Genomic DNA, 22667 nt, shown 5'->3' on the forward strand with positions numbered 1-22667 from the left:
GTTGCCACGTGCCTTGAGGCACTCCTATTCAGTTCGGCGCACGGTAAAGTCCATGCGCATCGATGTAGGCCAGGACCGCGTCGGGCACCAGGAAACGTACCGACTTACCGCTGGCCAGCAGTTGACGGATCTGGGTGGCGGATACCGCGAGCGGTGTCTGCCAGACGAATGCAATCTGTCCACTCGGCCCTTTGAGGGCCAGCGGGTCGCTCACCGAGCGCGCGGCCAGCAGGTTGCGCAAGGCATCCGGCGGTTCGCTGTCGGCATCCGGGCGTTGCAGCACCAGGATGTGGCAATGCTGGAGCAACTCTTCCCAGCGATGCCAAGTGGGCAGGCCGCAAAATGCGTCCCAGCCCAAAAGTAAAAATACCTGGTCATCGGCGGCGAGTTCCGCGCGCATCAGCTCCAGGGTGTCAATAGTGTAGGACGGCTTGTCGCGTTTGAGTTCGCGGTCGTCCACCACCAGGGGTGCAACTCCAGCTACCGCGCACTCAACCATCGCCAGACGGTCGAGCGCCGACACCTGCGGCGTACCCCGATGGGGTGGCCTGGCGCTGGGCGTCAGGCGCAACTCATCGAGGTCCAGCGACTCGGCCACTTCCAGCGCACCGCGCAAATGGCCGATGTGCACCGGGTCGAAGGTCCCGCCCAGCACGCCAATGCGCCGGGGACAGGGTTCCTGGCGGGTCACTGTGGCTGACGGCTCGAGGTCGCCCAAGTCAGACCGGCTCCTGACCGCGCAACTGGCCATCACCGACCACGATGTACTTCTCGCAGGTCAGACCTTCGAGACCCACCGGGCCGCGGGCGTGCAGCTTATCAGTAGAAATGCCGATCTCGGCACCCAATCCGTATTCGAAGCCATCGGCAAAGCAGGTCGGGGTGTTGATCATCACCGACGCCGAGTCGACTTCAGCCACAAAACGCCGGGCGTCGCCCTGGTGTTCGCTGACGATCGAGTCGGTATGGTGCGAGCCGTAATGGTTGATGTGTTCGATGGCCTGGTCCAGGCCATCGACCACCAGGATCGACAGGATCGGCGCCAGGTACTCGGTGCTCCAGTCTTGCTCGGTGGCCGCTTCGGCCTCGATGATTGCGCGGGTCCGCTCGCAGCCACGCAGTTCGACGCCTTTTTCGCGGAACTGGGCAGCCATGGCCGGCAGGAAGTCCTTGGCGACCGCCTGGTCGACCAACAGGGTTTCCATCGCGCCACAGATGCCGTAGCGGTAGGTCTTGGCGTTGAACGCAATCCGCTGCGCCTTGGCCAGGTCGGCGTGGGCACTGACGTAGACGTGGCAGATGCCGTCCAGGTGCTTGATGACTGGCACCCGGGCGTCGCGACTGATCCGTTCGATCAGGCCTTTGCCGCCACGCGGCACGATCACGTCGACGTATTCCGGCATGGTGATCAGCGCGCCCACTGCGGCACGGTCCGTCGTCTCGACTACTTGCACCACGGCAGCCGGCAGGCCGGCCTCGGCCAGGCCGCGCTGGATGCAGGCGGCAATGGCACGGTTGGAATGAATCGCCTCCGAGCCACCGCGCAGGATGGTCGCATTGCCCGACTTCAGGCACAGGCTGGCGGCGTCGATGGTCACGTTGGGCCGCGATTCGTAGATGATCCCGACCACGCCCAGGGGGACGCGCATCTTGCCCACCTGGATACCCGACGGCCGATAACTCATGTCGCGGATCGCGCCTACCGGGTCCGGCAGCGCCGCCACCTGACGCAAACCGACGATCATGCCGTCGATGCGTGCGGGGGTCAGGGCCAGACGCTCGAGCATTGCCGGCTCCAGGCCATTGGCCCGGCCAGCAGCCAGGTCCAGCTCATTGGCGGCAGTCAACTCGGCACGCGCGGCATCCAGGGCGTTGGCGGCAGCCAGCAGGGCGCGGTTTTTCTGCCCGGTGCTGGCACGGCCGATCACGCGGGAAGCATCGCGCGCAGCGCGACCCAAGCGGGTCATGTAGTCAAGAACGGACTCAGTCATAGTCTGGAGTGGTCTTTGCTATGGTCGTGGTAAAGAGTAAAGCGGCAGATTATAGCTGTCGCGTCACTCGACTAACAGCGGTGACGGGCGGATGGTCGAAATGGACAGCAAATAGTCACTCTTCAGCGTGGATTAAGGCCCTGGTTGTTATCATAACGTCACATTTGCTCTCTGAATGCTGCCGCCCATGACCATTGTGACCCATCCCACGCAGCCAAAGGCCCTGCCTGACAGCTTTTTCAACCGCGACGCACAATTGCTCGCGTGCGAATTACTGGGCAAGGTGATCCGCCATCGGATTGGAGATTTGTGGCTTTCGGCGCGAATTATTGAAACCGAAGCCTATTACTGCGACGAAAAAGGCAGTCACGCCTCCCTCGGCTACACAGAAAAGCGTAAGGCTTTGTTTCTGGATGGCGGGCACATCTATATGTATTACGCCCGTGGTGGCGACTCCCTGAACTTCAGCGCCCACGGGCCCGGCAATGCGGTACTGATCAAGTCCGCCTATCCTTGGGTCGACGAAGTCTCGGGGCCAGCGAGCCTGGCCCAGATGCTGCTCAACAACCCCGACGCCAACGGCCGGCCGCGCCCCTCGCAGAAGCTCTGCGCCGGCCAGACCCTACTGTGCAAGGCGCTGGGCCTGAAAGTACCGACCTGGGACGCCAAGCGCTTTGACCATCAAGTGCTGTTTGTCGAAGACCTTGGCCGACCGCCCACCCATGTGATCCAGACCACCCGCCTGGGCATCCCCCACGGCCGCGATGAACACTTGATGTACCGCTTCGTCGACAGTGCCTACGCGCCCTATTGCACACGGAACCCTCTACGCCGCGGCCAGGTCGAAGGCCGCGACTATTTACTGATCTGATTCCTGCCCTCGATGGGCCAACAGCAATCCTGGAGTTGTACCTATGGGCCCATGGCTCGATAGCCTGACCGCTTGGTTAACGGCAAACCCGCAATGGCTGGCGGCCGCCGTATTTATCGTGGCCTGCATTGAGTGTCTGGCGATTGCCGGCCTGATCGTCCCCGGCACCGTCCTGTTGTTTGCCGTTGCGGTACTGGCGGGCAGCGGCGCCCTGTCGCTGGGGGAAACCCTACTGCTGGGCTTTCTCGGCGGTGTGCTGGGGGACGTGGTGTCGTATTTCGTCGGCCGGCACTTCCATCAGAACATCCGGCGCTTGCCGGGCTTGCGCCACCACCCAGAGTGGATCGGCAGTGCCGAAGCCTATTTCCAGCGCTATGGCATCGCCAGCTTGCTGGTGGGGCGTTTTATCGGTCCGTTGCGCCCGATGCTGCCAATGGTCGCCGGGATGTTCGACATGCCCTTCCCGCGCTTTTTTGCCGTCAGCCTGCTGGCAGGTGCCGGCTGGGCCGTGGCCTATCTGCTGCCGGGCTGGGCCACCGGGGCGGCTATCCGCTTGCCATTGCCCGAGGGTTTCTGGCCCCAGGCCGGGCTGGTAGTGGGCAGCATCGCGGTGCTGGTAGGCCTGGGTATCAACAGCGGCCTGCGCGGACATCGGCGCTCTACCCTGCTGATCGCCGGCCTGAGCCTGTTGATACTGGGCGGGCTGTTTGTCGGCTACTCACACCTCGGTGCCTTCGATCAAGGCCTGATGACCCTGGTGCAGGAACACCGCAAACCGCTGCTCGACGAGTTCGCGGTGATGTTGACCCAACTCGGTGAGTTCAAGCACATGCTGGTGATCAGCGCGGCGCTGACCCTGGTGCTGCTGGCCACGCGGCAATGGCGGCACTTGCTGTTCGCCGGCGGTACCTTGCTGGTGACTGCGCTGGCCAATACCGCCACCAAGCAGCTGTTCGCGCGGATGCGCCCGGAAGTCCTGACCGACCCACTGACCAGCTACAGCATGCCCAGCGGTCATGCCTCAGGTTCGTTTGCGCTGTTCCTGACCCTGGCCGTGCTGGCGGGTCGAGGACAACCCCAGCGCATGCGCCTGACCTGGCTGCTGATCGGTTGCCTGCCGGCCCTGGCCATTGCCCTGTCGCGGGTTTACCTGGGGGCTCACTGGCCGACCGATGTGGTGGCCGGAGCCATGCTCGCAGCCTGCGTGTGTGCCGCCAGCCTGTGGCTGAGCCAGCGCCAGGCGCCGCTCAATCCGCTACCGGCGAAAATCTGGTGGTTGATCCTGCCCGTGATGGTGGCGCTGTTCGGCTTCTACGCACTGCAGAATCTGCCGCACGCGATGATGCGTTACGCGTACTGAGGCAATATCAGGCGAACAACTCACCCTGCAGCTCATCCAACAACGCCTGGATCGCATCCAGGCGTTGTTGCGGATCATCGACCTGCAGCAGCCCGATCTTGTCCAGCTCGGAGAATGGCAACAAGTAGGCCAACTGGTTGGCCAGTGACTGCTGGCCTGCGGCGTCGGTACCCATGTTCAACGCCTCGACCATCGGGTGCTCGGCCAGCGCCTTGAGCAAGGCCATCAAGTCTGCGTCTTCTTCCTGCAGGGGCTGCTCGGGCAACTCGTCCAGCCACTCGACTTCGGCGACAGTCAGCTGATCGCGCTGCACTTCGCTGCGCAACACATTGAAGCGGCGTGCGCCCTGCACTCGAATTCCCAGCAGGCCGTTGTCCTGCTGCTTGAAATCGGTGATCCGCGCTTCGCAGCCGACCAGTGCATACCCCTGCGGGGCCAGGCCGACCTCTTCGCCCTCAAGAATGCACACCACGCCAAACCCTGCCCCCTGCTTCATGCAGCGGCTGATCATGTCCAGGTAGCGCGCCTCGAAAATCTGCAGATCAAGGAAACAGCCGGGAAACAGCACCGTATTCAGCGGGAAAAGCGCCAGACTCATAGACATGTCCTTACACCACCATCGACACCGCCAACGGCAACAACACCGCCGTGGCCACACCCATCAGGCTCATCGCCAACGCGGCAAACGCACCGCACTCTTCACTTTCCTGCAGGGCTACTGAAGTGCCCACCGCATGAGCGGTCATGCCCAGGGCCATGCCGCGGGCCTCGGGGCCATGGACGCCGAGACGATCGAGCAGCGCCGGGCCGAAAATCGCCCCGATCACCCCGGTGATCAGCACAAACACCGCCGCCAACGCCGCCACGCCACCGATCTGCTCGGCCACCAGCATGGCAATGGGCGAGGTCACCGACTTCGGTGCCATAGTCATCAGAATCATGTGTTCGGCGCCAAACCACCAGCCCAGCAACACGCACAGGCCGGTAGCGACCACCCCACCTACCACCAGCGTAGTAAAAATCGGCCAGAACAGTTGGCGAATGCGCCGCAGGTTGAGGTACAGCGGCACCGCCAGGGCCACCGTCGCCGGCCCCAGCAGGATGCTGAGGATTTCCGTGCTTTTACGGTACTCGGCATAGGTCAGGCCACAGGTGAGCAATACGCCAATCACCAGCAGCATGGACACCAGCACCGGCTGCAGGAAGATCCAGCGGGTTTTCTCGAACGCCGCCAGCACCAACTGATAAGCCCCCAGGGTAATGCCGATCCCGAACAACGGGTGATGGATCACTGCCGCCACCGCGCCCTGCCAGTCAAACATCATGAGCGCTCCTCCCGTCGAGCCTGGCGCTTGACCAGCCATTGCATCAGCACCCCGGCAAAGGCCATGGACAGCAGCAACGACAGCACCAATGCGCCGGCGATCGCCCAGAAGTCAGCCGCGATATCCGCGGCATACACCATCACCCCCACCGCAGGCGGGACCAGCAGCAACGGTAGATAGCGCAACAAGCTGCCGGCAGCCAGGCTCAGTGGCTCGCCGACTTCGCCGCGCATGATCAGGTACACCAGCAACAGCAGCAGGCCGATAATCGGCCCCGGCAGCACCGGCAACAACAAATGGTTGATGGCCGTGCCGAGCAATTGAAACAGCACCAGCCAGGTCAGGCCGCGAAGCAACATGAATCATCCCCCCACAAAACTCGCCCCCCAAAACGGGCCTGCCATTATAAGCATGGCATCTGCTATGCATGGGTATTCGCCAATGGTATGCAAGCTTGACCGGCACCCGTGGCCATGATGATCTAAGGTGGTTCCTGATCCCTAAAAAAAACTATAAAACCGATGAACCCAAGGAGAGTCTCAATGCCCTATGTACCCGTTGCAGAGCTCAAGAATTATGTCGGCAAGGAACTCGGACGTTCCGAATGGCTCACCATCGACCAGGAGCGCATCAACCTGTTCGCTGAAGCCACGGGCGACTTTCAGTTCATCCACGTTGACCCGGTAAAAGCCGCACAGACACCATTCGGTAGCACCATCGCCCACGGTTTCCTGTCGCTGTCGCTGATTCCCAAACTGATGGAAGACATCATGGTCCTGCCCCAGGACTTGAAAATGGTCGTCAACTACGGCCTCGACAGCGTGCGCTTCATCCAGCCGGTGAAAGTCGATTCAAGGGTCCGGCTCAAGGTCGAACTGACCGACGTCACCGAGAAAAAACCCGGCCAATGGCTGCTCAAGGCCACCGCCACCCTGGAAATCGAAGGCCAGGAAAAACCGGCCTATATCGCCGAACCCCTGTCACTGGCGTTCGTGTAACCCCTGCCGGATGCGGAGCAGTTGCTGCTGTTTCGCACCGCGTCTCTATTTATCAGGCACATAGCTGCGGCATACTCGGTCGCCTAATCACCCGGATCCTGCTATGCGCTTACTTGCACCCCTCGCATTGACCCTGTTGCTCACCGCCTGTGGCGACGGCGAATCGCTGTTGCCGCCGGACGCGCGCCTGCCCGACGGCGGCCGCTATCGGGGCGACCTGGTCGACGGGCTGCTGCAAGGCCAGGGTCGCATCGACTACCCGAACGGCAGTTGGTACGCCGGCCAGTTCGACAAAGGCCAATGGCATGGGCAGGGCGAGTGGCACGGCAGCAATGGCGAGGTCTACCGCGGCGCCTTCCAGCAAGGGCTGTTCCATGGCCAGGGCGCCCTGACCACCAGCGACAGCAGCTACACCGGCGGCTTCAAGCTGGGGCGGCGCGACGGCGAGGGCACGCTCAAGGAAAACGGCATGACCTACCGGGGCGAATTCAAGGCCGACCAGTACTCCGGACTCGGTCGCCTGGAACTCGAAGACGGCAGCCAATACCAGGGCCAGTTCGCCCACGGCAAACCCAATGGCCAAGGCCAGCGCAGCGATGTCAGCGGCAATCAGTTCAGCGGCCACTTCATCAACAGCCAACTGGACGGCATTGGCAGCTTCAACAGCGCCGAAGGCGACAGCTATGTCGGCGGCTTCAAACAGAATCAACTGCACGGCAAGGGCCGCTACGAAAACGCCGACGGCGACGTGTGGATCGGCCAGTTCAAGGAAGGCGCGCTCAGCGGCAAGGGCGAGTTGATCGGCGCTGACAACAGTCACTACCTCGGGCACTTCAGCGACTGGCGCTTCACCGGCCAGGGGCGCCTGAACCTGCCCGATGGCAGCTTCTACGTCGGCCAGTTCGACAACGACAGCTATCAGGGCCACGGCACGCTGGTACTGACCGACGGCACGGTGCAGAGCGGCGACTGGATCAATGGCCAGCGCGTGCGTGATGCCGACGGCAAATTGCTGCCCGACACCCTGGAGCTGGGCCTGCTGGCCCAGGGCCGCCTGCTCAATGAGGCGCTGGCCAATGTGCCTGCCTCAACCCCCGCGATCGAACTGTACAGCCTGACGCTCGGCGGCGACGGCAAGCAGAGCGTATTCCTGCGCGAGTCCGACTACGTCAGCAACATGCTGGCCAGCCGTTTCGGCGCCTATGGCCAGATCCGCCTGGTCAACCACCGCGACCACCTCGGCGACCGGCCCATGGCCACCCGCGAAAACCTGCGCCGCGCCGCCCTGACCCTGGCCGAGCGCAGCGGTCCGGAAGACTTGCTGTTCATCTACCTGACCAGCCACGGCACCCACGAACACGAACTGGTACTCGACCAGCCGCGCATGGAGCTGGCCGACCTGCCCGCCGATGAGTTGGCCGCCGTCTTGGCACCGCTGAAAAACCGCGACAAGATCATCGTGATTTCCGCCTGCTACTCCGGAGGTTTCCTACCTGCCCTCAAAGACGAGCGCACGCTCGTCATGACCGCCTCGCGGGCTGACCGGGTGTCGTTCGGCTGCTCCGAGGAAGCGGACTTCACTTACTTCGGCGATGCCCTGTTCGCCCAGGCACTGAACCAGACCGACGACCTCGAGCAAGCCTTCAAGCTGGCCAAGGCCACGGTTGCCGAACGGGAACTGGCAGACAACTTCGAAGCTTCTGAACCACAGATCTGGGCACCCAAGGGGGTTCTGGCGCGCTGGCAGGCACTGCGCAAGCAGCAAGCACGAAAAGCGCTGCAAAATGCGGCGTTGAACAACACGGATGCAAAGAGCAACTAAGCTGAACAGTATCAAGGGAGAAACACTATGTACTTGACGCCTCAGCACGTACTGCTCGCTGGAGCCACCGGCCTGACCGGTGAACATTTGCTCGACCGGTTGCTCAACGAGCCCACCATCAGTCGCGTACTGGCGCCCTCTCGCCGACCGCTGGCGGAACACCCGCACCTGGAAAACCCAGTCGGCGACCCTACCGTGTTCCTGCCTCAACTCAATGGCCGGGTAGACATCGCCTACTGCTGCCTGGGCACCACGATCAAGCAGGCCGGTTCGGAACCGGCATTTCGCGCGGTCGACCTGGACATGGTGGTGGCCTTCGCCAAACGGGCGCGCGAAATGGGTGCACGACACCTGATCGTGATCAGCGCCATCGGCGCGGACCCAAAATCCTCGGTGTTCTACAACCGCGTCAAAGGGGAAATGGAACAGGCCCTGCGCGCGCAAGACTGGCCGCAGCTAACTATCTGCCGGCCTTCCCTGCTACTGGGCGAACGCCTGGAGCCACGCCTGGCCGAGCAACTCGCCGGCCCGCTGTCCAGGCTGATCCCGGGTAAATACCGCGGCATCGAAGCCTGCCAACTGGCCCGCGCCATGTGGCGCCTGGCGCTGGAGGAGCAGGACGGGATACGGGTGGTGGAATCGGACGAACTGCGCAAGCTGGGCAAGTAGCCCTGCGCTACAACCCGCCCGTCGCCTGAAACCCGACCCCAAGCACCGTCAACACCGACAACGGCAGCAACAGCGTGTCGAGCAAGGCACTGGCCGGCAGGTCGAGACCTGGATAACTCGGGGCTTCGGCACCAAACCGATCCTTGGCACAACAACCACCCTGTAGCGCATACCAGTCCAGGCGCGCCCCGGAATACACCACCGGAGCGCCCGGTTGCGCCGCATCCAGGGTGCGCACACTGGCGCAACCGACCAGTTGCAAGGCCAGCAGCACCAGCAGCAGCTTACTCATCACTGCTCAGATGGTGTTCGCCCCAGCGCGGCAGCATGTCCTGCGGGATGTTCAACACATTGAGAATCCGCGCCACGACAAAATCCACCAGGTCATCGATGGTCTGCGGCTGATGATAGAAACCCGGCGACGCCGGCAGGATAGTCACGCCCATGTTCGACAGCTTGAGCATGTTTTCCAGGTGAATGCTCGAATACGGCGCCTCGCGCGGCACCACAATCAACTGCCGGCGCTCTTTCAACGTCACGTCGGCGGCACGTTCGATCAGGTTGTTGCAGGCGCCCATGGCGATGGCGGACAAGGTCCCGGTCGAACAGGGCACCACCACCATCGCGGCCGGTGAGCCGGAGCCCGAGGCCACCGGCGACATCCAGTCTTCCTTGCCATACACCCGAATCTGCCCGGCGACCGCACCGGTGTATTCGGTGAGAAAGGCCTGCATCATCTGCGGCTTGGGCGGCAGCGTGACGTCAGTCTCGGTAGCCAGTACCAACTGTGCGGCCTTGGAGATCAGGAAATGCACCTCACGGTCTTCGCGCACCAGGCAATCGAGCAGGCGCAAGCCATACTGGGCGCCTGAAGCGCCCGTCATGGCCAGCGTGATGCGATCCGGACCGTTGTTCATTTAAGCGCCTCGGCCAGCTTGCCGTGCAGGCCGCCGAAGCCGCCATTGCTCATGATCACCACGTGCGTGCCCGGTTGAGCCTGGCTCTGGACCCGCGCAATGATGCCGTCCAGCGAATCGCTGACGATCGACGGCACCGTACACAGCGCCGCGGTGCCCGCCAGGTCCCAGCCCAGGTTGGCCGGAGCGTACCAGATCACCTGGTCGGCATCGACCACGCTTTCCGGCAGTCCGTCACGGTGCGCGCCGAGCTTCATGGAGTTGGAACGCGGCTCGATGATGGCAATCAGCGGTGCGTCGCCAATGCGCTTACGCAGGCCGTCCAGGGTGGTAGCGATCGCCGTCGGATGGTGGGCAAAGTCGTCGTAGATGGTGATGCCGTTGACCTGGGCCACGACTTCCATGCGCCGTTTGACACTCTTGAACGCGCTCAGCGCCGCAATGCCCATGGCCGGGACCACGCCGACATGGCGTGCTGCCGCCAGGGTCGCCAACGCGTTGGCGACGTTGTGCTGACCGGTCATGTCCCAGTCGACCACGCCCTGCGCGACGCCCTCGAACAGCACTTCGAACTTCGAACCGTCTTCGCTGAGCAATTTGACCTGCCATTGCCCGCCGGCACCGGTGGTTTGCACCGGGGTCCAGCAGCCCATCTCGACGACCCGCTGCAACGCCGGCTCAGTGGTCGGATGAATCACCAGGCCTTCGCTCGGGATGGTGCGCACCAAGTGGTGGAACTGGCGCTCGATCGCTGGCAGATCGGGGAAGATGTCTGCGTGATCAAACTCAAGGTTGTTGAGGATCGCAGTGCGCGGGCGGTAGTGGACGAACTTCGAACGCTTGTCGAAGAAGGCGCTGTCGTATTCGTCAGCCTCGATCACAAAAAACGGCGTGTCGCCCAGGCGCGCCGAGACCGAGAAATTCTGCGGCACGCCGCCGATCAGGAAGCCCGGGCTCATGCCCGCGTGCTCCAGCACCCAGGCGAGCATGCTGCTGGTGGTAGTCTTGCCATGGGTGCCGGCAACCGCCAGCACCCAGCGCCCTTGCAGCACATGGTCGGCCAGCCACTGCGGGCCCGAGACGTACGGCAAACCTTTGTTCAAGACGTACTCGACCGCCGGGTTACCGCGGGACATGGCATTGCCGATCACCACCAGGTCCGGGGCCGGGTCGAGCTGGGCCGGGTCATAACCCTGCGTCAGTTCAATGCCCTGAGCCTCCAGTTGGGTGCTCATCGGCGGATAGACATTCGCGTCGGAGCCGGTCACGCGATGGCCCAGCTCTTTGGCCAGAACCGCCATCGAGCCCATGAAAGTGCCGCAGATACCCAGGATATGAATGTGCATAGTCAACCTCGTAAAACATCGAGGCAGGTTAGCCTAGGGTGGGAAAAATCGCACCTGATGTTTAAACGGGCGAGTCACTGCACCCTATTAAACGACTGAACATTCAGAATCTGCCTGCGACCCTGTACACCACCGATGCCGCTGATAATCTTGGCATCCCTCACGCTTGAGTGATCGCCGGAGACCGCCCATGAGCAAAACCACCTACGACCTGAGTATCTCCCCAGACAAAGGTCCCAAAAAATTGTCTGCCGGGCAGCGAAAATTCAATGAGCTGGTGAAAAAAATCGACAAACAACGGCAGATCCTGCAAGCGTGGGAAGCGGCCACCGCGCTTTATGAGCAGCGCTGGCACAGTGAGTTCGTGCCCCAGCTCGACATCCTGCATCAACACACGGTCGGGTTCGTGCAACTTCTGAGCGACCTGGGCGAGCGAATCAAACTCTCGAAAACTGATCGCAAGACACTGACCCAGGAAATTTGCGGCCAAGCCTACACCCTGCTTGATAGCGGCAATTGCAGCGAAGAGGAGCAAGTGCGCTTGAAAGCGCTGTACAACCAGCACAGTGGCCGAGACTTCGATACCGATGAGGAAGAAGACAACGAGTTTCTCAAACTGGGACTGCAGGAGATGTTCGGGGTCGAGCTCGACGACGATATCCAGGGGCTATCTCCCGACGACATCGCGCAAAAAATAAATGAGCGCTTGCAGAGCGAACAACCTGAGCCAAACAAACCTGGCAAGAAAAACGCCCACCAGCTACGCCAGGAAGCAGCCGCCGCCGAGGCCAGCCAGTCCGTGCGCGAGGTGTACCGCAAACTGGCCAGCGCCCTGCACCCAGACCGAGAAACCGACCCTGACGAGCGCGAGCGCAAAACCGTGTTGATGCAGCGCGTCAACCATGCCTATGGCCAGCGCAATCTGCTTGAGCTGCTGCAACTACAGCTGGAGTTGGAGCACATCGATGCAAGCACCCTCAACACGCTGACTGCTGATCGACTGAAACATTACAACCGCGTATTGACCGAGCAACTCGATGAGCTAAAACAGGAAGTATTCGATCAGGAGCAAGGATTCAAACTGCAGCTAAATCTCGACCCGTTCGACAAACTGACACTGGCGAACCTGCCTGGTTTTTACCAGCAGCAACTCGACTCGGTCCTGGATGATATTCAGGAACATATTCTGCTCGGCGAAGAGCTGAATGATCCCAAGAACCTGAAAGCCTGGCTCAAGGCACAGAGGGACTATGAGCGCGAAATGGAAAAATCACTCAACGACGACCTGTTCTTCGACGACCCGTTCTTTCGCTGAACAGCCGTCACTTCAGCCAACACCTAACGGGTTATCCCGTGCTTGCGCAGCTTTCTATAGAGGGTATTGCGGCTGACCCCCAACTGTTCGGCCGCATGGGTCATGTGCCAGCGCTGTTGTTCCAGGGCATTGAGCAAGGCCAGGCGCTCGGCATCGTCGAGTGGAAACTCGACCGCTGCCGGTGCACTGCTCGATGCCGGACGAGCCTGACGAATCATCGCCGGCAAGTCCTCCACACCGATGCGCCCCTCTTCACACAAGGCTGCCAAGGTCCGCAGCACCGTGCGCAACTGCCGCACGTTGCCTGGCCAGGCAAACCCGAGCAACGCCTGGCGCGCCGGAGCATCAATCAACACCGCCTCGCCACCTGCCTCTTCGGCCAACAGAAAGTCCAGCAGCTGGGATTTATCACTGCGCTCACGCAGGGGCGGCAAGCCTACCTCCAGACCATTGAGCCGGTAATACAGGTCTTCGCGAAAGCTGCCATCCTGCACCCGCTCCAGCAAGTCACGGTGAGTGGCGCTGATGATCCGCACGTTGACCGCCTGCGGCTCACCACCAATCGGCACCACCAGCCGGTCCTCAAGTACCCGTAACAAGCGGGTTTGCAGGGCCAGGGGCATGTCGCCGATTTCATCCAGGAACAAAGTCCCGCCATCGGCCTGCTGCAGCTTGCCGCGCATGCCTTCCTTGCGTGCGCCGGTGAAACTGCCGCCGCGATAGCCGAACAGCTCGCTCTCGATCAGGCTCTCAGGAATGGCCGCGCAATTGAGCGCGACAAAGGCTTTGTCGGCACGCTGGCTGGCCTGGTGCACGGCCTTGGCAAAGGCCTCTTTGCCTGAACCGGTCTCGCCATTGATCAACAGCGGCACATCACGTTCGAACACCCGCAGGGCTTTGCGAAAATCCGCCTGCAAACCTTCATCGCCCAGGCAAATACCGGCCAACCGCGGCCGCTCGGCAACCCTCTGCGCCTGCGCAACCGGGGCGGGCACACTGCGCGGCTGACCGCGCAACAGGGCAAACAAGGCCCGGCCGTCACGGGTGCGCAGCGGCCAACTGGCGCTGGCGTTGACGCTGGCGCGAGACAACAGTTGATCCAGCGAACAGTCGAAAAAGGCCTCCACCGGCTTGCCCACCAGGCCGCCGCGAATATGCCCCAGCAGGTTCAACGCGCTCTGGTTGACCGCACTGATGCGCCCTTCCCCGTCAAACGCCAGCAGCCCTTCGCTGAACAACCCGACCGACTCGGCCTGCAGGTGAAAGCGCAGCAACCACTGGTTGTCGAAGTGGCGCAGGAAGTAGCAGCTCTCGATCATTTTCGCCGAGAGATTGACCAGCGCCATGGTGTGGAACTGGCTCTGGCGCGAAACGTCATGGCGCGCCGAGGAAACGTCGAGCACCGCCAGCAGCTCGCCATGGGGGTCGAACACCGGGCTGGCCGAACAGGTCAGGCCCGTGTGACGGCCGCGAAAGTGTTCATCCTGGTGGATGGTCAGCGCCTGGCGTTCCACTAAACAAGTGCCGATTCCGTTGGTGCCTTCGCAGGCCTCACTCCAATCGGCGCCGAGCCACAGGCCGGCGCGCTCGAAGATCTTGCGCTCGGTGGACGCCGTGACACAGTTGAGAATCACCCCACGGGCGTCGGTCAACAACACCGCATGCCCGGCACCGCTGAGTTGCTGATGCAGGCTGTTCATTTCTCCGCCGGCAATCTGCAGCACCTGCTGCAGGCGCTCGCGACTTTCCAGCACCCGACCATGCTCCAGCACCGTGGGCGCGATGGCCAATGCCGGATCGAGATGATAGTCCTCCAGACACCGCAGCCAGGAGCGGGCGATGGACGGATCGCTGCCCGGACCGTGCAACTGGTTCTTGCCCTGGGTGACGGTCAAGACCTGTTGGGCATGGCGACTTAAATGGTTGCTGTGCATTTCTTATTGTTCTCCCCGAGGGTCAGGTCCGCAGAACGGTCGTAACCCCCGTGTCCCCTATCCTGTGCCTGGTTCAGGCGAGTGCTTCGCCCTCTCATGCAGCCGAGCATCCTCCAGCCCGGCGCGCATTGCAATGCCAGCGAGACCGACCGGTCACGCGCTGTGCCACAAACGGTACAAAGTGTCACACGACCCGTATCGAATCTGGCACAGCCTGCAAGCAAGGCCCCGCCGCCGACTGCGCAAACCCTTGATTTACAGGCACCACAAGGCACTGGCCCGACCTTTGCTCTAGGCTTGTACCAGCGCTTATTGCGCGTACTCCCCTATAAGCACAAAAGCCAAGGAGACACTCATCATGCGTTACGCTCACCCCGGTACTGAAGGCGCTATCGTTTCGTTCAAAAGCAAATACGGTAACTACATCGGCGGCGAGTTCGTCGCGCCTGTCAAAGGCCAGTACTTCACTAACACCTCGCCGGTCAACGGCCAGCCGATTGCCGAATTCCCCCGTTCCACGGCCGAAGACATCGAAAAAGCCCTGGACGCTGCCCACGCCGCGGCCGATGCCTGGGGCAAGACCTCGGTCCAGGACCGCTCCCTGGTGCTGTTGAAAATCGCCGATCGCATCGAGCAGAACCTCGAAGTCCTGGCAATCACCGAATCCTGGGACAACGGCAAGGCCGTGCGCGAAACCCTGAACGCCGACATCCCGCTGGCGGCTGATCACTTCCGCTACTACGCCGGCTGCATCCGCGCGCAAGAAGGCAGCTCTGCGGAAATCAACGAACACACCGCGGCCTATCACTTCCACGAACCGCTGGGCGTGGTCGGCCAGATCATCCCGTGGAACTTCCCGATCCTGATGGCCGCCTGGAAACTCGCGCCGGCCCTGGCTGCCGGTAACTGCGTGGTGCTCAAGCCGGCCGAACAAACGCCGCTGGGCATCAGCGTGCTGCTGGAACTGATCGGCGACCTGCTGCCACCGGGCGTGTTGAACGTGGTGCAAGGGTTCGGCAAAGAAGCCGGCGAAGCCCTGGCCACCAGCAAGCGCATCGCCAAGATCGCATTCACCGGCTCGACCCCGGTCGGTTCGCACATCATGAAATGCGCCGCCGAAAACATCATTCCGTCGACCGTGGAACTGGGCGGCAAGTCGCCGAACATCTTCTTCGCCGACATCATGCAAGCCGAAGAATCGTTCATCGAAAAAGCCGCAGAAGGCCTGGTGCTGGCGTTCTTCAACCAGGGCGAAGTCTGCACCTGCCCATCGCGCGCCCTGGTGCAAGAGTCGATCTACGACGACTTCATGAAAGTCGTGATGAAGAAGGTCCTGCAAATCAAGCGCGGCGACCCGCTCGACACCGACACCATGGTCGGCGCCCAGGCGTCCGAGCAGCAATTCGACAAAATCCTTTCGTACCTGGAAATCGCCAAGGGCGAAGGCGCCGAGCTGCTGACCGGTGGCAAGGTGGAAAAACTCGAGGGCAACCTGGCGACCGGCTATTACATCCAGCCGACCCTGCTCAAGGGCACCAACAAAATGCGCGTGTTCCAGGAAGAAATCTTCGGTCCAGTGGTGAGCATCACCACCTTCAAGGACGAAGCCGAAGCCCTGGCCATTGCCAACGACACCGAGTTCGGCCTCGGCGCTGGCCTGTGGACCCGCGACATCAACCGCGCCTACCGCATGGGCCGGGCGATCAAGGCCGGTCGCGTCTGGACCAACTGCTACCACCTGTACCCGGCGCACGCCGCGTTCGGTGGCTACAAGAAGTCCGGTGTCGGCCGTGAAACCCACAAGATGATGCTCGATCACTACCAACAGACCAAAAACCTGCTGGTGAGCTACGACATCAACCCGCTGGGCTTCTTCTGATCCAACCTCCCGGCGACTTCGGTCGCCGGGACTGACCTGTACCGGCAAGACTCTTTTTCATGCAGTGCATTCGGCCCCCCTCGGCGGCCGGACGCACGGCTGCAAGCAGAAAATCGCAAAAGCCCGCGCGCCTTTGGTGAAACACAGCGTCCGCGCTGGAAAACAACAATAAGAAAGGAAACCGCAATGGATCAGATCGGCAACTACGTGCTCTATCTCATCATGTTCTGCGCCGTACTCGGCGCCTTCGCGGCGATCTACAACAGCGATGAAGGACTTGGTAAAGAATTCATGGAAGGCATCCACGCCACCGGGCACATCTTCGTGCCGGCGGCGGGGATCATGGCGTCCATCCCCTACCTGACAGTGGTCATCGAAAAAGCCTTCGGCCCGTTCTTCAGCTCCCTGGGCGCTGACCCGGCACTGGCGGCGACCATGATCATCGCCTCGGATATGGGCGGTTATCACCTGGCCTCGGCCCTGGCGGCCAGTAAAGAAGCACTGGTCATGGCGCTGATCACCGGTTTCATGGGCGGCGCGACCATCGTGTTCTCCATTCCCATGGGCCTGGCGATGCTCGACAAGCGCGACCACAAGTACATGGCCCTGGGCATCATGTCGGGCATCCTGACTATCCCGCTGGGCGTGCTGATTGCCAGTGTCATCCTCGCGTTCAGCAACCCGCTGGTGCGCGACCTGGTGTCGACCAACGGCGAAGCCACCTATCAATTGGCCCTGGGCCTGGGCAGCATCTTCGCCAACCTGCTGCCGATCCTGATCTTCGTCGTGGCCCTGGCCCTGGGCCTGCGTTTTCTGCCCGACCTGATGATCAAGGGCTTCATCATCTTCGGGCGCACCCTGGACGCCGCGATCAAGCTGGTCCTGGTGTTCTCCATCGTCGAGTACTTCACCGGCGTATTCACCCTGGTGTTCGGCAGTTGGGGGTTCCACCCGATCATCGCCGACGCTGAAGACCAGACCCGCGCCCTGGAAACCGCTGGCTACATCGGCATCATGCTGGCCGGTGCCTTCCCGATGGTCTATCTGCTGCGCAAGTACCTGGGCAAGCCACTGGAAAGCCTCGGCAGCAAGATCGGCCTGAGCGCCGTTGGCAGCGCCGGCATGCTGGCGACCATCGCCAACATCCTGGCCATGTTCCGCCTGGTGCGTTTCATGCCGCCAAAGGACAAAGTGATCAACATTGCCTTTGGCGTGTGCGCGGCCTTCCTGCTGGGCGACCACTTGTCCTTCACTGCCAACTTCCAGCCCACCATTATTCTGCCGGTGCTGATTGGCAAGATAAGTGCAGGTTTCATTGCCGTGGGCCTGGCGTATTGGCTGTCGGTACCCAAGGCCTTGCAACTGGAAGCCGAGGACCGCGCCGCCGGGATCATTGCCAAGGGCGAATACCTGGGCCTGCCGCTGCCGGAAACCCTGCACCCCGATGGCACCAAGGCAACGGCCTGAGTCTGCTGCATTGAAGTGCGCTGCCCACGCCGAGCGTGGCATGCTCAGCCACGGCCGGCCCCGGGCAGCGCACTGTCCTATTTGAAACGGAGACTGAAATGGCAAGTTTTTCCCATAGCGTGGGCGCCCAGACCTACCGCTTCGACGACCTCAAGGACGTCATGGCCAAAGCCAGCCCGGCACGCTCCGGAGACTTCCTGGCCGGTGTCGCCGCGCAGAACGACGGTGAGCGGGTAGCGGCGCAAATGGCCCTGGCGGATATCCCGCTCAAGCACTTTCTGCAAGAAGCGCTGATCCCCTACGAGACCGATGAAGTCACCCGGTTGATCATCGACACCCACGACGCCAACGCCTTTGCCACCGTCAGCCACCTGACCGTCGGCGGCTTTCGCGACTGGCTGCTCAGCGACGCCGCCGACGAACACAGTCTGCGTGCGCTGGCCCCCGGCCTGACGCCAGAAATGGCCGCGGCCGTGTCGAAAATCATGCGCGTGCAAGACCTGGTGCTGGTGGCGCAGAAAATTCGCGTAGTCACCCGCTTTCGCGGGACCCTGGGCCTACGCGGTCGCTTGTCGACCCGGCTGCAACCCAACCACCCCACCGACGAGCCGGCCGGTATCGCGGCGAGCATTCTCGACGGCCTGCTGTACGGCAATGGCGACGCGATGATCGGCATCAACCCGGCCACGGACAGCATCGCCTCGATCTGCGCCATGCTGGAAATGCTCGACGCGGTGATCCAGCGCTACGAAATACCGACCCAGGCCTGCGTCCTGACCCACGTCACCACCTCCATCGAGGCGATCAACCGTGGCGTGCCCCTGGACCTGGTGTTCCAGTCGATTGCCGGCACCGAAGCCGCCAATGCCAGCTTTGGCATTAGCCTGAGCGTGCTCCAGGAAGGCTACGACGCCGGACTGAGCCTCAACCGCGGCACGCTGGGGCAAAACCTGATGTATTTCGAGACCGGCCAGGGCAGCGCGCTGTCGGCCAACGCCCACTTCGGCCTCGACCAGCAAACCTGCGAGACCCGGGCCTATGCCGTGGCACGGCATTTCAAGCCATTCCTGGTCAACACCGTGGTCGGTTTCATCGGCCCGGAGTACCTGTACAACGGCAAGCAGATCATCCGCGCCGGCCTGGAAGACCACTTCTGCGGCAAGTTGCTCGGCGTGCCCATGGGCTGCGACATCTGCTACACCAACCACGCCGAAGCCGACCAGGACGACATGGACACCCTGCTGACCCTGCTGGGCGTGGCCGGGATCAACTTCATCATGGGCATCCCCGGCTCCGACGACATCATGCTCAACTACCAGACCACCTCATTCCATGACGCCCTCTACGCGCGCCAGACCCTGGGCCTGAAACCGGCCCCGGAATTCGAGGCATGGTTGGCGAACATGGGTATTTTCACGCAGGGTGACGGCAAGGTCCGGTTCGGCAACAACCTGCCGCCGGCCTTCCGCCAGGCCCTGGCGCAACTGGGATGAAAGAGGTGCTCATGGAACAACCACCGATCGACCCGCAGAACCCCTGGCTGGAACTGCGCCGCCTGACTCCCGCGCGCATCGCCCTGGGCCGCTCCGGCACCAGCATGCCGACCGGTGCCCAACTGGATTTCCAGTACGCCCACGCCCAGGCCCGTGACGCCGTGCACCTACCCTTCGATCACGCCGGGCTGAGCACGCAGTTGGCCACAGCCGGACGCGCCAGCCTGCTGCTGCACAGCGCCGCCAGCGATCGGCATAGCTACCTGCAGCGCCCGGACCTGGGGCGCAAACTCTCCGAGCACTCGGCGCAAACCCTGCGTGAATATGCCGAGGCCCACCCAGGCGGGGTCGACCTGGCCGTGGTGGTGGCAGACGGCCTGTCGGCACTGGCGGTACATCGGCACACCCTACCCTTCCTGGCGCGCATGGAAGAACAGACCGAGGCCGAGGGTTGGTCCCTGTCGCCGGTGATTCTGGTGGAACAAGGTCGGGTCGCCGTGGCCGACGAAATCGGCCAGTTGCTGGGAGCCAAAATGGTGGTGATCCTGATCGGCGAACGCCCCGGCCTCAGCTCGCCCGACAGCCTCGGCCTGTATTTCACCTACAACCCCAAGGTCGGCCTGACGGACGCCTACCGCAACTGCATCTCCAATGTCCGCCTCGAGGGTCTGAGCTACGGCATGGCCGCCCACCGCCTGCTGTACCTGATGCGCGAGGCCTGTCGCCGGCAGCTATCGGGCGTCAACCTGAAAGATGAGGCGCAACTGCAGACTATCGAGTCAGAAAACGACGCACAAACCAGCTCCAATTTCCTGCTCGGTCCGCAGAAACCCTGAGTCTACTGCGCATTGCGTTTTAGTCGCGCTTTGAGGCAGAGTCGACGAACGGCTGCCCGAGTGATGGATCAATTGCCGTCAAATCCACTGGAAACTGCCGTCATATCTACTTGAAGTTGAGGCCTCTAGCATGCGGATTATTCAAGCTACTCTCGAGCACCTGGACCTGCTGACGCCTCTGTTCGTCAAGTACCGCGAGTTTTACGGTTCGCTGCCTTATCCGGATTCCTCCCGCGCGTTCCTGGAAAAACGCCTGCGCCGCAAGGAGTCGGTGATTTACCTGGCCTTGCCAGATGACGACGATGGCCGACTGCTGGGTTTTTGCCAGCTGTACCCGAGCTTCTCGTCCCTGTCGCTCAAGCGGGTATGGATCCTCAACGACATCTACGTCGCCGAAGACGCCCGCCGCCAACTGGTCGCCGACAACCTGATGCGCACCGCGAAAAAAATGGCCAAGGAAACCCAGGCCGTGCGCATGCGCGTGTCCACCAGCAGCGACAACCTGGTGGCGCAAAAAACCTACGAGTCCATGGGCTTTCGTGAAGACAGCGAGTTCAAGAACTACATTTTGCCGATCAGCGACGAACTCTGACATTTGTGACGTTTCCAGGTGGCGCGGGCGCTCGCTCCCGCCGGGGGTGCGTTGCGCCCCTGAAACCTGAACCCAGGCTGAACCCGATGCACTTGATTCCCCCGGCAATCCTCACACCATCGCCTTCGTAATCCCTCGCTACAAAACCCACACGCTTTTCACTTTGCTGTCCGTATAATCGCGATCTTTATCGGCCGTAAGAAATAGCCCGCGGCCTTGTAGTCATATTTTTCAGACTTTCCGCACAGGCTTGCCGAGTCGAGCCGCCACACAGGTGCCCTCCATGGATTTCAACCCGATCGACCTTGTCCTGCATCTCGATGTGTACCTCGATATGCTGGTCACCAACTACGGGCCATGGATCTACGCCATTCTTTTCCTGGTGATCTTCTGCGAGACCGGCCTGGTGGTCATGCCCTTCCTGCCGGGCGACTCGCTGCTGTTCATCGCCGGTGCCGTCGCCGCCGGTGGCGGCATGGACCCGGTGCTGCTGGGAGGCCTGCTGATGCTGGCGGCGATACTCGGAGACAGTACCAACTATGTGGTCGGTCGAACGGCCGGGGAAAAACTGTTCAGTAATCCCAACTCGAAAATCTTCCGCCGCGACTACCTGCAACAAACCCACGACTTCTATGAAAAGCACGGCGGCAAGACCGTGACGCTGGCGCGCTTCCTGCCGATCATCCGGACCTTTGCGCCCTTCGTCGCCGGTGTCGCCAAGATGCCCTATCCGCGTTTTTTCGCCTTCAGTGTGTTCGGCACCATCCTCTGGGTCGGCGGCCTCGTGACCTTGGGTTACTTCTTCGGCAACGTGCCCTTCATCAAGAAGAACCTGTCGCTGCTGGTGGTAGGCATCATCCTGTTGTCGCTGGTGCCGATGATCATTGGCCTGGTCCGCAGCCGCTTCGGTGGCTCGAGCTCCAAAGCCCAGTCGCGCTGATCGCCCATGGGCCTGCTCAGCACCTGGCGTCGCCAACGCACCTTGGCCAAGCACCCCGTTGCCGATGAAACCTGGCAGCGAGTCCGTCAGCACCTGAGTTTTCTCGACGGCCTGAGCGAGGCCGAGGACCAATGGCTGCGCGAGTCGGCCGTGCTGTTCCTGCAGGACAAACACCTGACCTGCCTGCCCGGCGTCGAACTGCACCAGGAACAACGCCTGCTGCTCGCCGCCCAGGCTCAATTGCCGCTGCTGCACCTGGGCGATCTGAACTGGTACCAGGGTTTCCATGAGATCGTGCTGTACCCCGACGACTTCCTCAGCCCGCAGCGCCATCGCGATGCCAGTGGCGTGGAGCATGAGTGGGACGGCGAACACAGCGGTGAAGCCTGGCAGCAAGGGCCGATCATCCTGGCCTGGCCGGGAGTGATGGCCAGTGGTGGCTGGGAAGGTTACAACCTGGTGATCCACGAACTGGCGCACAAGCTCGACATGCTCAACGGTGACGCCAACGGCCTGCCGCCGCTGCACAGTGACATGCGGGTCTCGGACTGGGCGCAGGTGATGCAACACGCCTACGACGACCTCAACCGCCAACTCGACCACAACCCCGATGCCGACACGCCGATCGACCCCTACGCCGCGGAAAACCCCGCCGAGTTCTTCGCCGTCACCAGCGAATACTTCTTCAGCGCCCCGGATTTGCTGCACGGCAGTTATCCACAGGTCTATCAGCAACTGCAGCTGTTCTACCGCCAGGATCCCCTGGCAAGGCTTGCGCATTTGCAAGCCGAACATCCGGCGTATCAACCACACGACTAAGGTCTACGCGACTTCTGGTACGTGGCACAGGCTCAGGAATATGCCTATAATCGCCGCCACTTTTTGGTCAATCCGGCCAAGTCATTTGGCCAC

The 22667-nt window shown here is 62.0% G+C and carries 22 protein-coding genes; 13 read left to right on the forward strand and 9 right to left on the reverse strand.

The features are described 5' to 3' along the window. Positions 1 to 28: 28 nt before the first annotated feature. Both nadD and ACM6IP_RS13470 read right to left on the reverse strand, forming a co-directional pair. Positions 29 to 751, reverse strand: a complete 723-nt coding sequence (gene nadD, locus ACM6IP_RS13465) for a nicotinate-nucleotide adenylyltransferase (RefSeq protein WP_095166296.1) — start codon at positions 749 to 751, stop codon at positions 29 to 31. Next, positions 720 to 1991, reverse strand: a complete 1272-nt coding sequence (locus ACM6IP_RS13470) for a glutamate-5-semialdehyde dehydrogenase (RefSeq protein ID WP_414861648.1) — start codon at positions 1989 to 1991, stop codon at positions 720 to 722. Before ACM6IP_RS13470 ends, nadD begins: the two co-directional genes overlap by 32 nt. 187 nt (positions 1992 to 2178) lie before the next feature. On the opposite strand from ACM6IP_RS13470, the gene ACM6IP_RS13475 reads away from it, so the two are divergent. Both ACM6IP_RS13475 and ACM6IP_RS13480 read left to right on the forward strand, forming a co-directional pair. Beyond that, positions 2179 to 2862, forward strand: a complete 684-nt coding sequence (locus ACM6IP_RS13475) for a DNA-3-methyladenine glycosylase (RefSeq protein ID WP_401127178.1) — start codon at positions 2179 to 2181, stop codon at positions 2860 to 2862. A 43-nt stretch (positions 2863 to 2905) separates the two neighbouring features. Further along, positions 2906 to 4222 (forward strand): bifunctional DedA family/phosphatase PAP2 family protein, encoded by a 1317-nt coding sequence (locus ACM6IP_RS13480; protein ID WP_320333088.1) that lies wholly within the window; start codon positions 2906 to 2908, stop codon positions 4220 to 4222. A 7-nt stretch (positions 4223 to 4229) separates the two neighbouring features. Here ACM6IP_RS13480 and ACM6IP_RS13485 read toward each other — a convergent pair whose 3' ends face one another. From ACM6IP_RS13485 to ACM6IP_RS13495, 3 genes are read right to left on the reverse strand one after another with little or no spacing between them, the layout of a single operon-like run. After that, on the reverse strand, positions 4230 to 4820 hold the full coding sequence (locus tag ACM6IP_RS13485; RefSeq protein WP_095166289.1) for an LON peptidase substrate-binding domain-containing protein: 591 nt from the start codon (positions 4818 to 4820) through the stop codon (positions 4230 to 4232). Between the two features lie 10 nt (positions 4821 to 4830). Next, a complete protein-coding gene (locus tag ACM6IP_RS13490) occupies positions 4831 to 5547 on the reverse strand; it encodes an LrgB family protein (RefSeq protein ID WP_095166287.1) in 717 nt (238 codons plus the stop codon). Further along, positions 5544 to 5906 (reverse strand): CidA/LrgA family protein, encoded by a 363-nt coding sequence (locus tag ACM6IP_RS13495; RefSeq protein WP_095166285.1) that lies wholly within the window; start codon positions 5904 to 5906, stop codon positions 5544 to 5546. The genes ACM6IP_RS13490 and ACM6IP_RS13495 overlap by 4 nt, the downstream gene beginning before the upstream one ends. A 183-nt stretch (positions 5907 to 6089) precedes the next feature. Here ACM6IP_RS13495 and ACM6IP_RS13500 point away from each other — a divergent pair, with 183 nt between their 5' ends. From ACM6IP_RS13500 to ACM6IP_RS13510, 3 genes are all read left to right on the forward strand, one after another. Continuing rightward, positions 6090 to 6545, forward strand: a complete 456-nt coding sequence (locus ACM6IP_RS13500) for a MaoC family dehydratase (RefSeq protein ID WP_095166283.1) — start codon at positions 6090 to 6092, stop codon at positions 6543 to 6545. A 103-nt stretch (positions 6546 to 6648) separates the two neighbouring features. Beyond that, positions 6649 to 8367, forward strand: coding sequence for a C13 family peptidase (locus ACM6IP_RS13505; RefSeq protein WP_414861649.1), 1719 nt, complete (start codon positions 6649 to 6651; stop codon positions 8365 to 8367). A 27-nt stretch (positions 8368 to 8394) separates the two neighbouring features. Further along, complete coding sequence (locus ACM6IP_RS13510; protein WP_095166279.1) at positions 8395 to 9036, forward strand: oxidoreductase; 642 nt, start codon at positions 8395 to 8397, stop codon at positions 9034 to 9036. A 7-nt stretch (positions 9037 to 9043) separates the two neighbouring features. Here ACM6IP_RS13510 and ACM6IP_RS13515 read toward each other — a convergent pair whose 3' ends face one another. Genes ACM6IP_RS13515 through mpl form a run of 3 tightly spaced genes read right to left on the reverse strand, consistent with a single transcriptional unit; the run spans position 9044 to position 11299 of the window. Continuing rightward, positions 9044 to 9328 (reverse strand): YceK/YidQ family lipoprotein, encoded by a 285-nt coding sequence (locus ACM6IP_RS13515; RefSeq protein ID WP_095166277.1) that lies wholly within the window; start codon positions 9326 to 9328, stop codon positions 9044 to 9046. Further along, entirely contained in the window at positions 9321 to 9953 is a 633-nt protein-coding gene (ubiX, locus tag ACM6IP_RS13520; RefSeq protein ID WP_095166275.1) for a flavin prenyltransferase UbiX, read from the reverse strand. The genes ACM6IP_RS13515 and ubiX overlap by 8 nt, the downstream gene beginning before the upstream one ends. Further along, on the reverse strand, positions 9950 to 11299 hold the full coding sequence (gene mpl / locus ACM6IP_RS13525) for a UDP-N-acetylmuramate:L-alanyl-gamma-D-glutamyl-meso-diaminopimelate ligase (protein ID WP_320333093.1): 1350 nt from the start codon (positions 11297 to 11299) through the stop codon (positions 9950 to 9952). Before mpl ends, ubiX begins: the two co-directional genes overlap by 4 nt. 190 nt (positions 11300 to 11489) lie before the next feature. Between mpl and ACM6IP_RS13530 the strand changes: the two genes are divergently transcribed. Continuing rightward, positions 11490 to 12614: a molecular chaperone DnaJ gene (locus ACM6IP_RS13530; RefSeq protein WP_414861650.1), complete on the forward strand. Its 1125-nt coding sequence runs from the start codon at positions 11490 to 11492 to the stop codon at positions 12612 to 12614. Positions 12615 to 12637: 23 nt separating this feature from the next. Here the strand turns inward: ACM6IP_RS13530 and ACM6IP_RS13535 are convergent, their stop codons facing one another. Continuing rightward, on the reverse strand, positions 12638 to 14548 hold the full coding sequence (locus ACM6IP_RS13535) for a sigma-54-dependent Fis family transcriptional regulator (protein ID WP_414861651.1): 1911 nt from the start codon (positions 14546 to 14548) through the stop codon (positions 12638 to 12640). Positions 14549 to 14906: 358 nt separating this feature from the next. On the opposite strand from ACM6IP_RS13535, the gene ACM6IP_RS13540 reads away from it, so the two are divergent. From ACM6IP_RS13540 to ACM6IP_RS13570, 7 genes are all read left to right on the forward strand, one after another. Beyond that, positions 14907 to 16427, forward strand: a complete 1521-nt coding sequence (locus tag ACM6IP_RS13540; protein WP_095166267.1) for an aldehyde dehydrogenase family protein — start codon at positions 14907 to 14909, stop codon at positions 16425 to 16427. 186 nt (positions 16428 to 16613) lie between these two features. Then, the gene (eutH, locus tag ACM6IP_RS13545) at positions 16614 to 17894 is read left to right on the forward strand and encodes an ethanolamine utilization protein EutH (protein WP_095166265.1); all 1281 of its coding nucleotides are present in this window, start codon (positions 16614 to 16616) and stop codon (positions 17892 to 17894) included. A 98-nt stretch (positions 17895 to 17992) separates the two neighbouring features. After that, positions 17993 to 19387 (forward strand): ethanolamine ammonia-lyase subunit EutB, encoded by a 1395-nt coding sequence (locus ACM6IP_RS13550; RefSeq protein ID WP_095166263.1) that lies wholly within the window; start codon positions 17993 to 17995, stop codon positions 19385 to 19387. 11 nt (positions 19388 to 19398) lie between these two features. Next, positions 19399 to 20223: an ethanolamine ammonia-lyase subunit EutC gene (eutC, locus tag ACM6IP_RS13555; RefSeq protein WP_095166619.1), complete on the forward strand. Its 825-nt coding sequence runs from the start codon at positions 19399 to 19401 to the stop codon at positions 20221 to 20223. 130 nt (positions 20224 to 20353) lie between these two features. Continuing rightward, the gene (locus ACM6IP_RS13560; protein WP_095166261.1) at positions 20354 to 20815 is read left to right on the forward strand and encodes a GNAT family N-acetyltransferase; all 462 of its coding nucleotides are present in this window, start codon (positions 20354 to 20356) and stop codon (positions 20813 to 20815) included. Positions 20816 to 21098: 283 nt separating this feature from the next. Then, positions 21099 to 21755, forward strand: a complete 657-nt coding sequence (locus ACM6IP_RS13565; RefSeq protein ID WP_095166259.1) for a DedA family protein — start codon at positions 21099 to 21101, stop codon at positions 21753 to 21755. A 6-nt stretch (positions 21756 to 21761) separates the two neighbouring features. Then, positions 21762 to 22574, forward strand: coding sequence for a zinc-dependent peptidase (locus tag ACM6IP_RS13570; protein ID WP_095166257.1), 813 nt, complete (start codon positions 21762 to 21764; stop codon positions 22572 to 22574). Positions 22575 to 22667 lie beyond the last annotated feature (93 nt).

The sequence above is a fragment of the Pseudomonas sp. IT-P176 genome (assembly GCF_949767245.1).
GTDB lineage: Bacteria > Pseudomonadota > Gammaproteobacteria > Pseudomonadales > Pseudomonadaceae > Aquipseudomonas.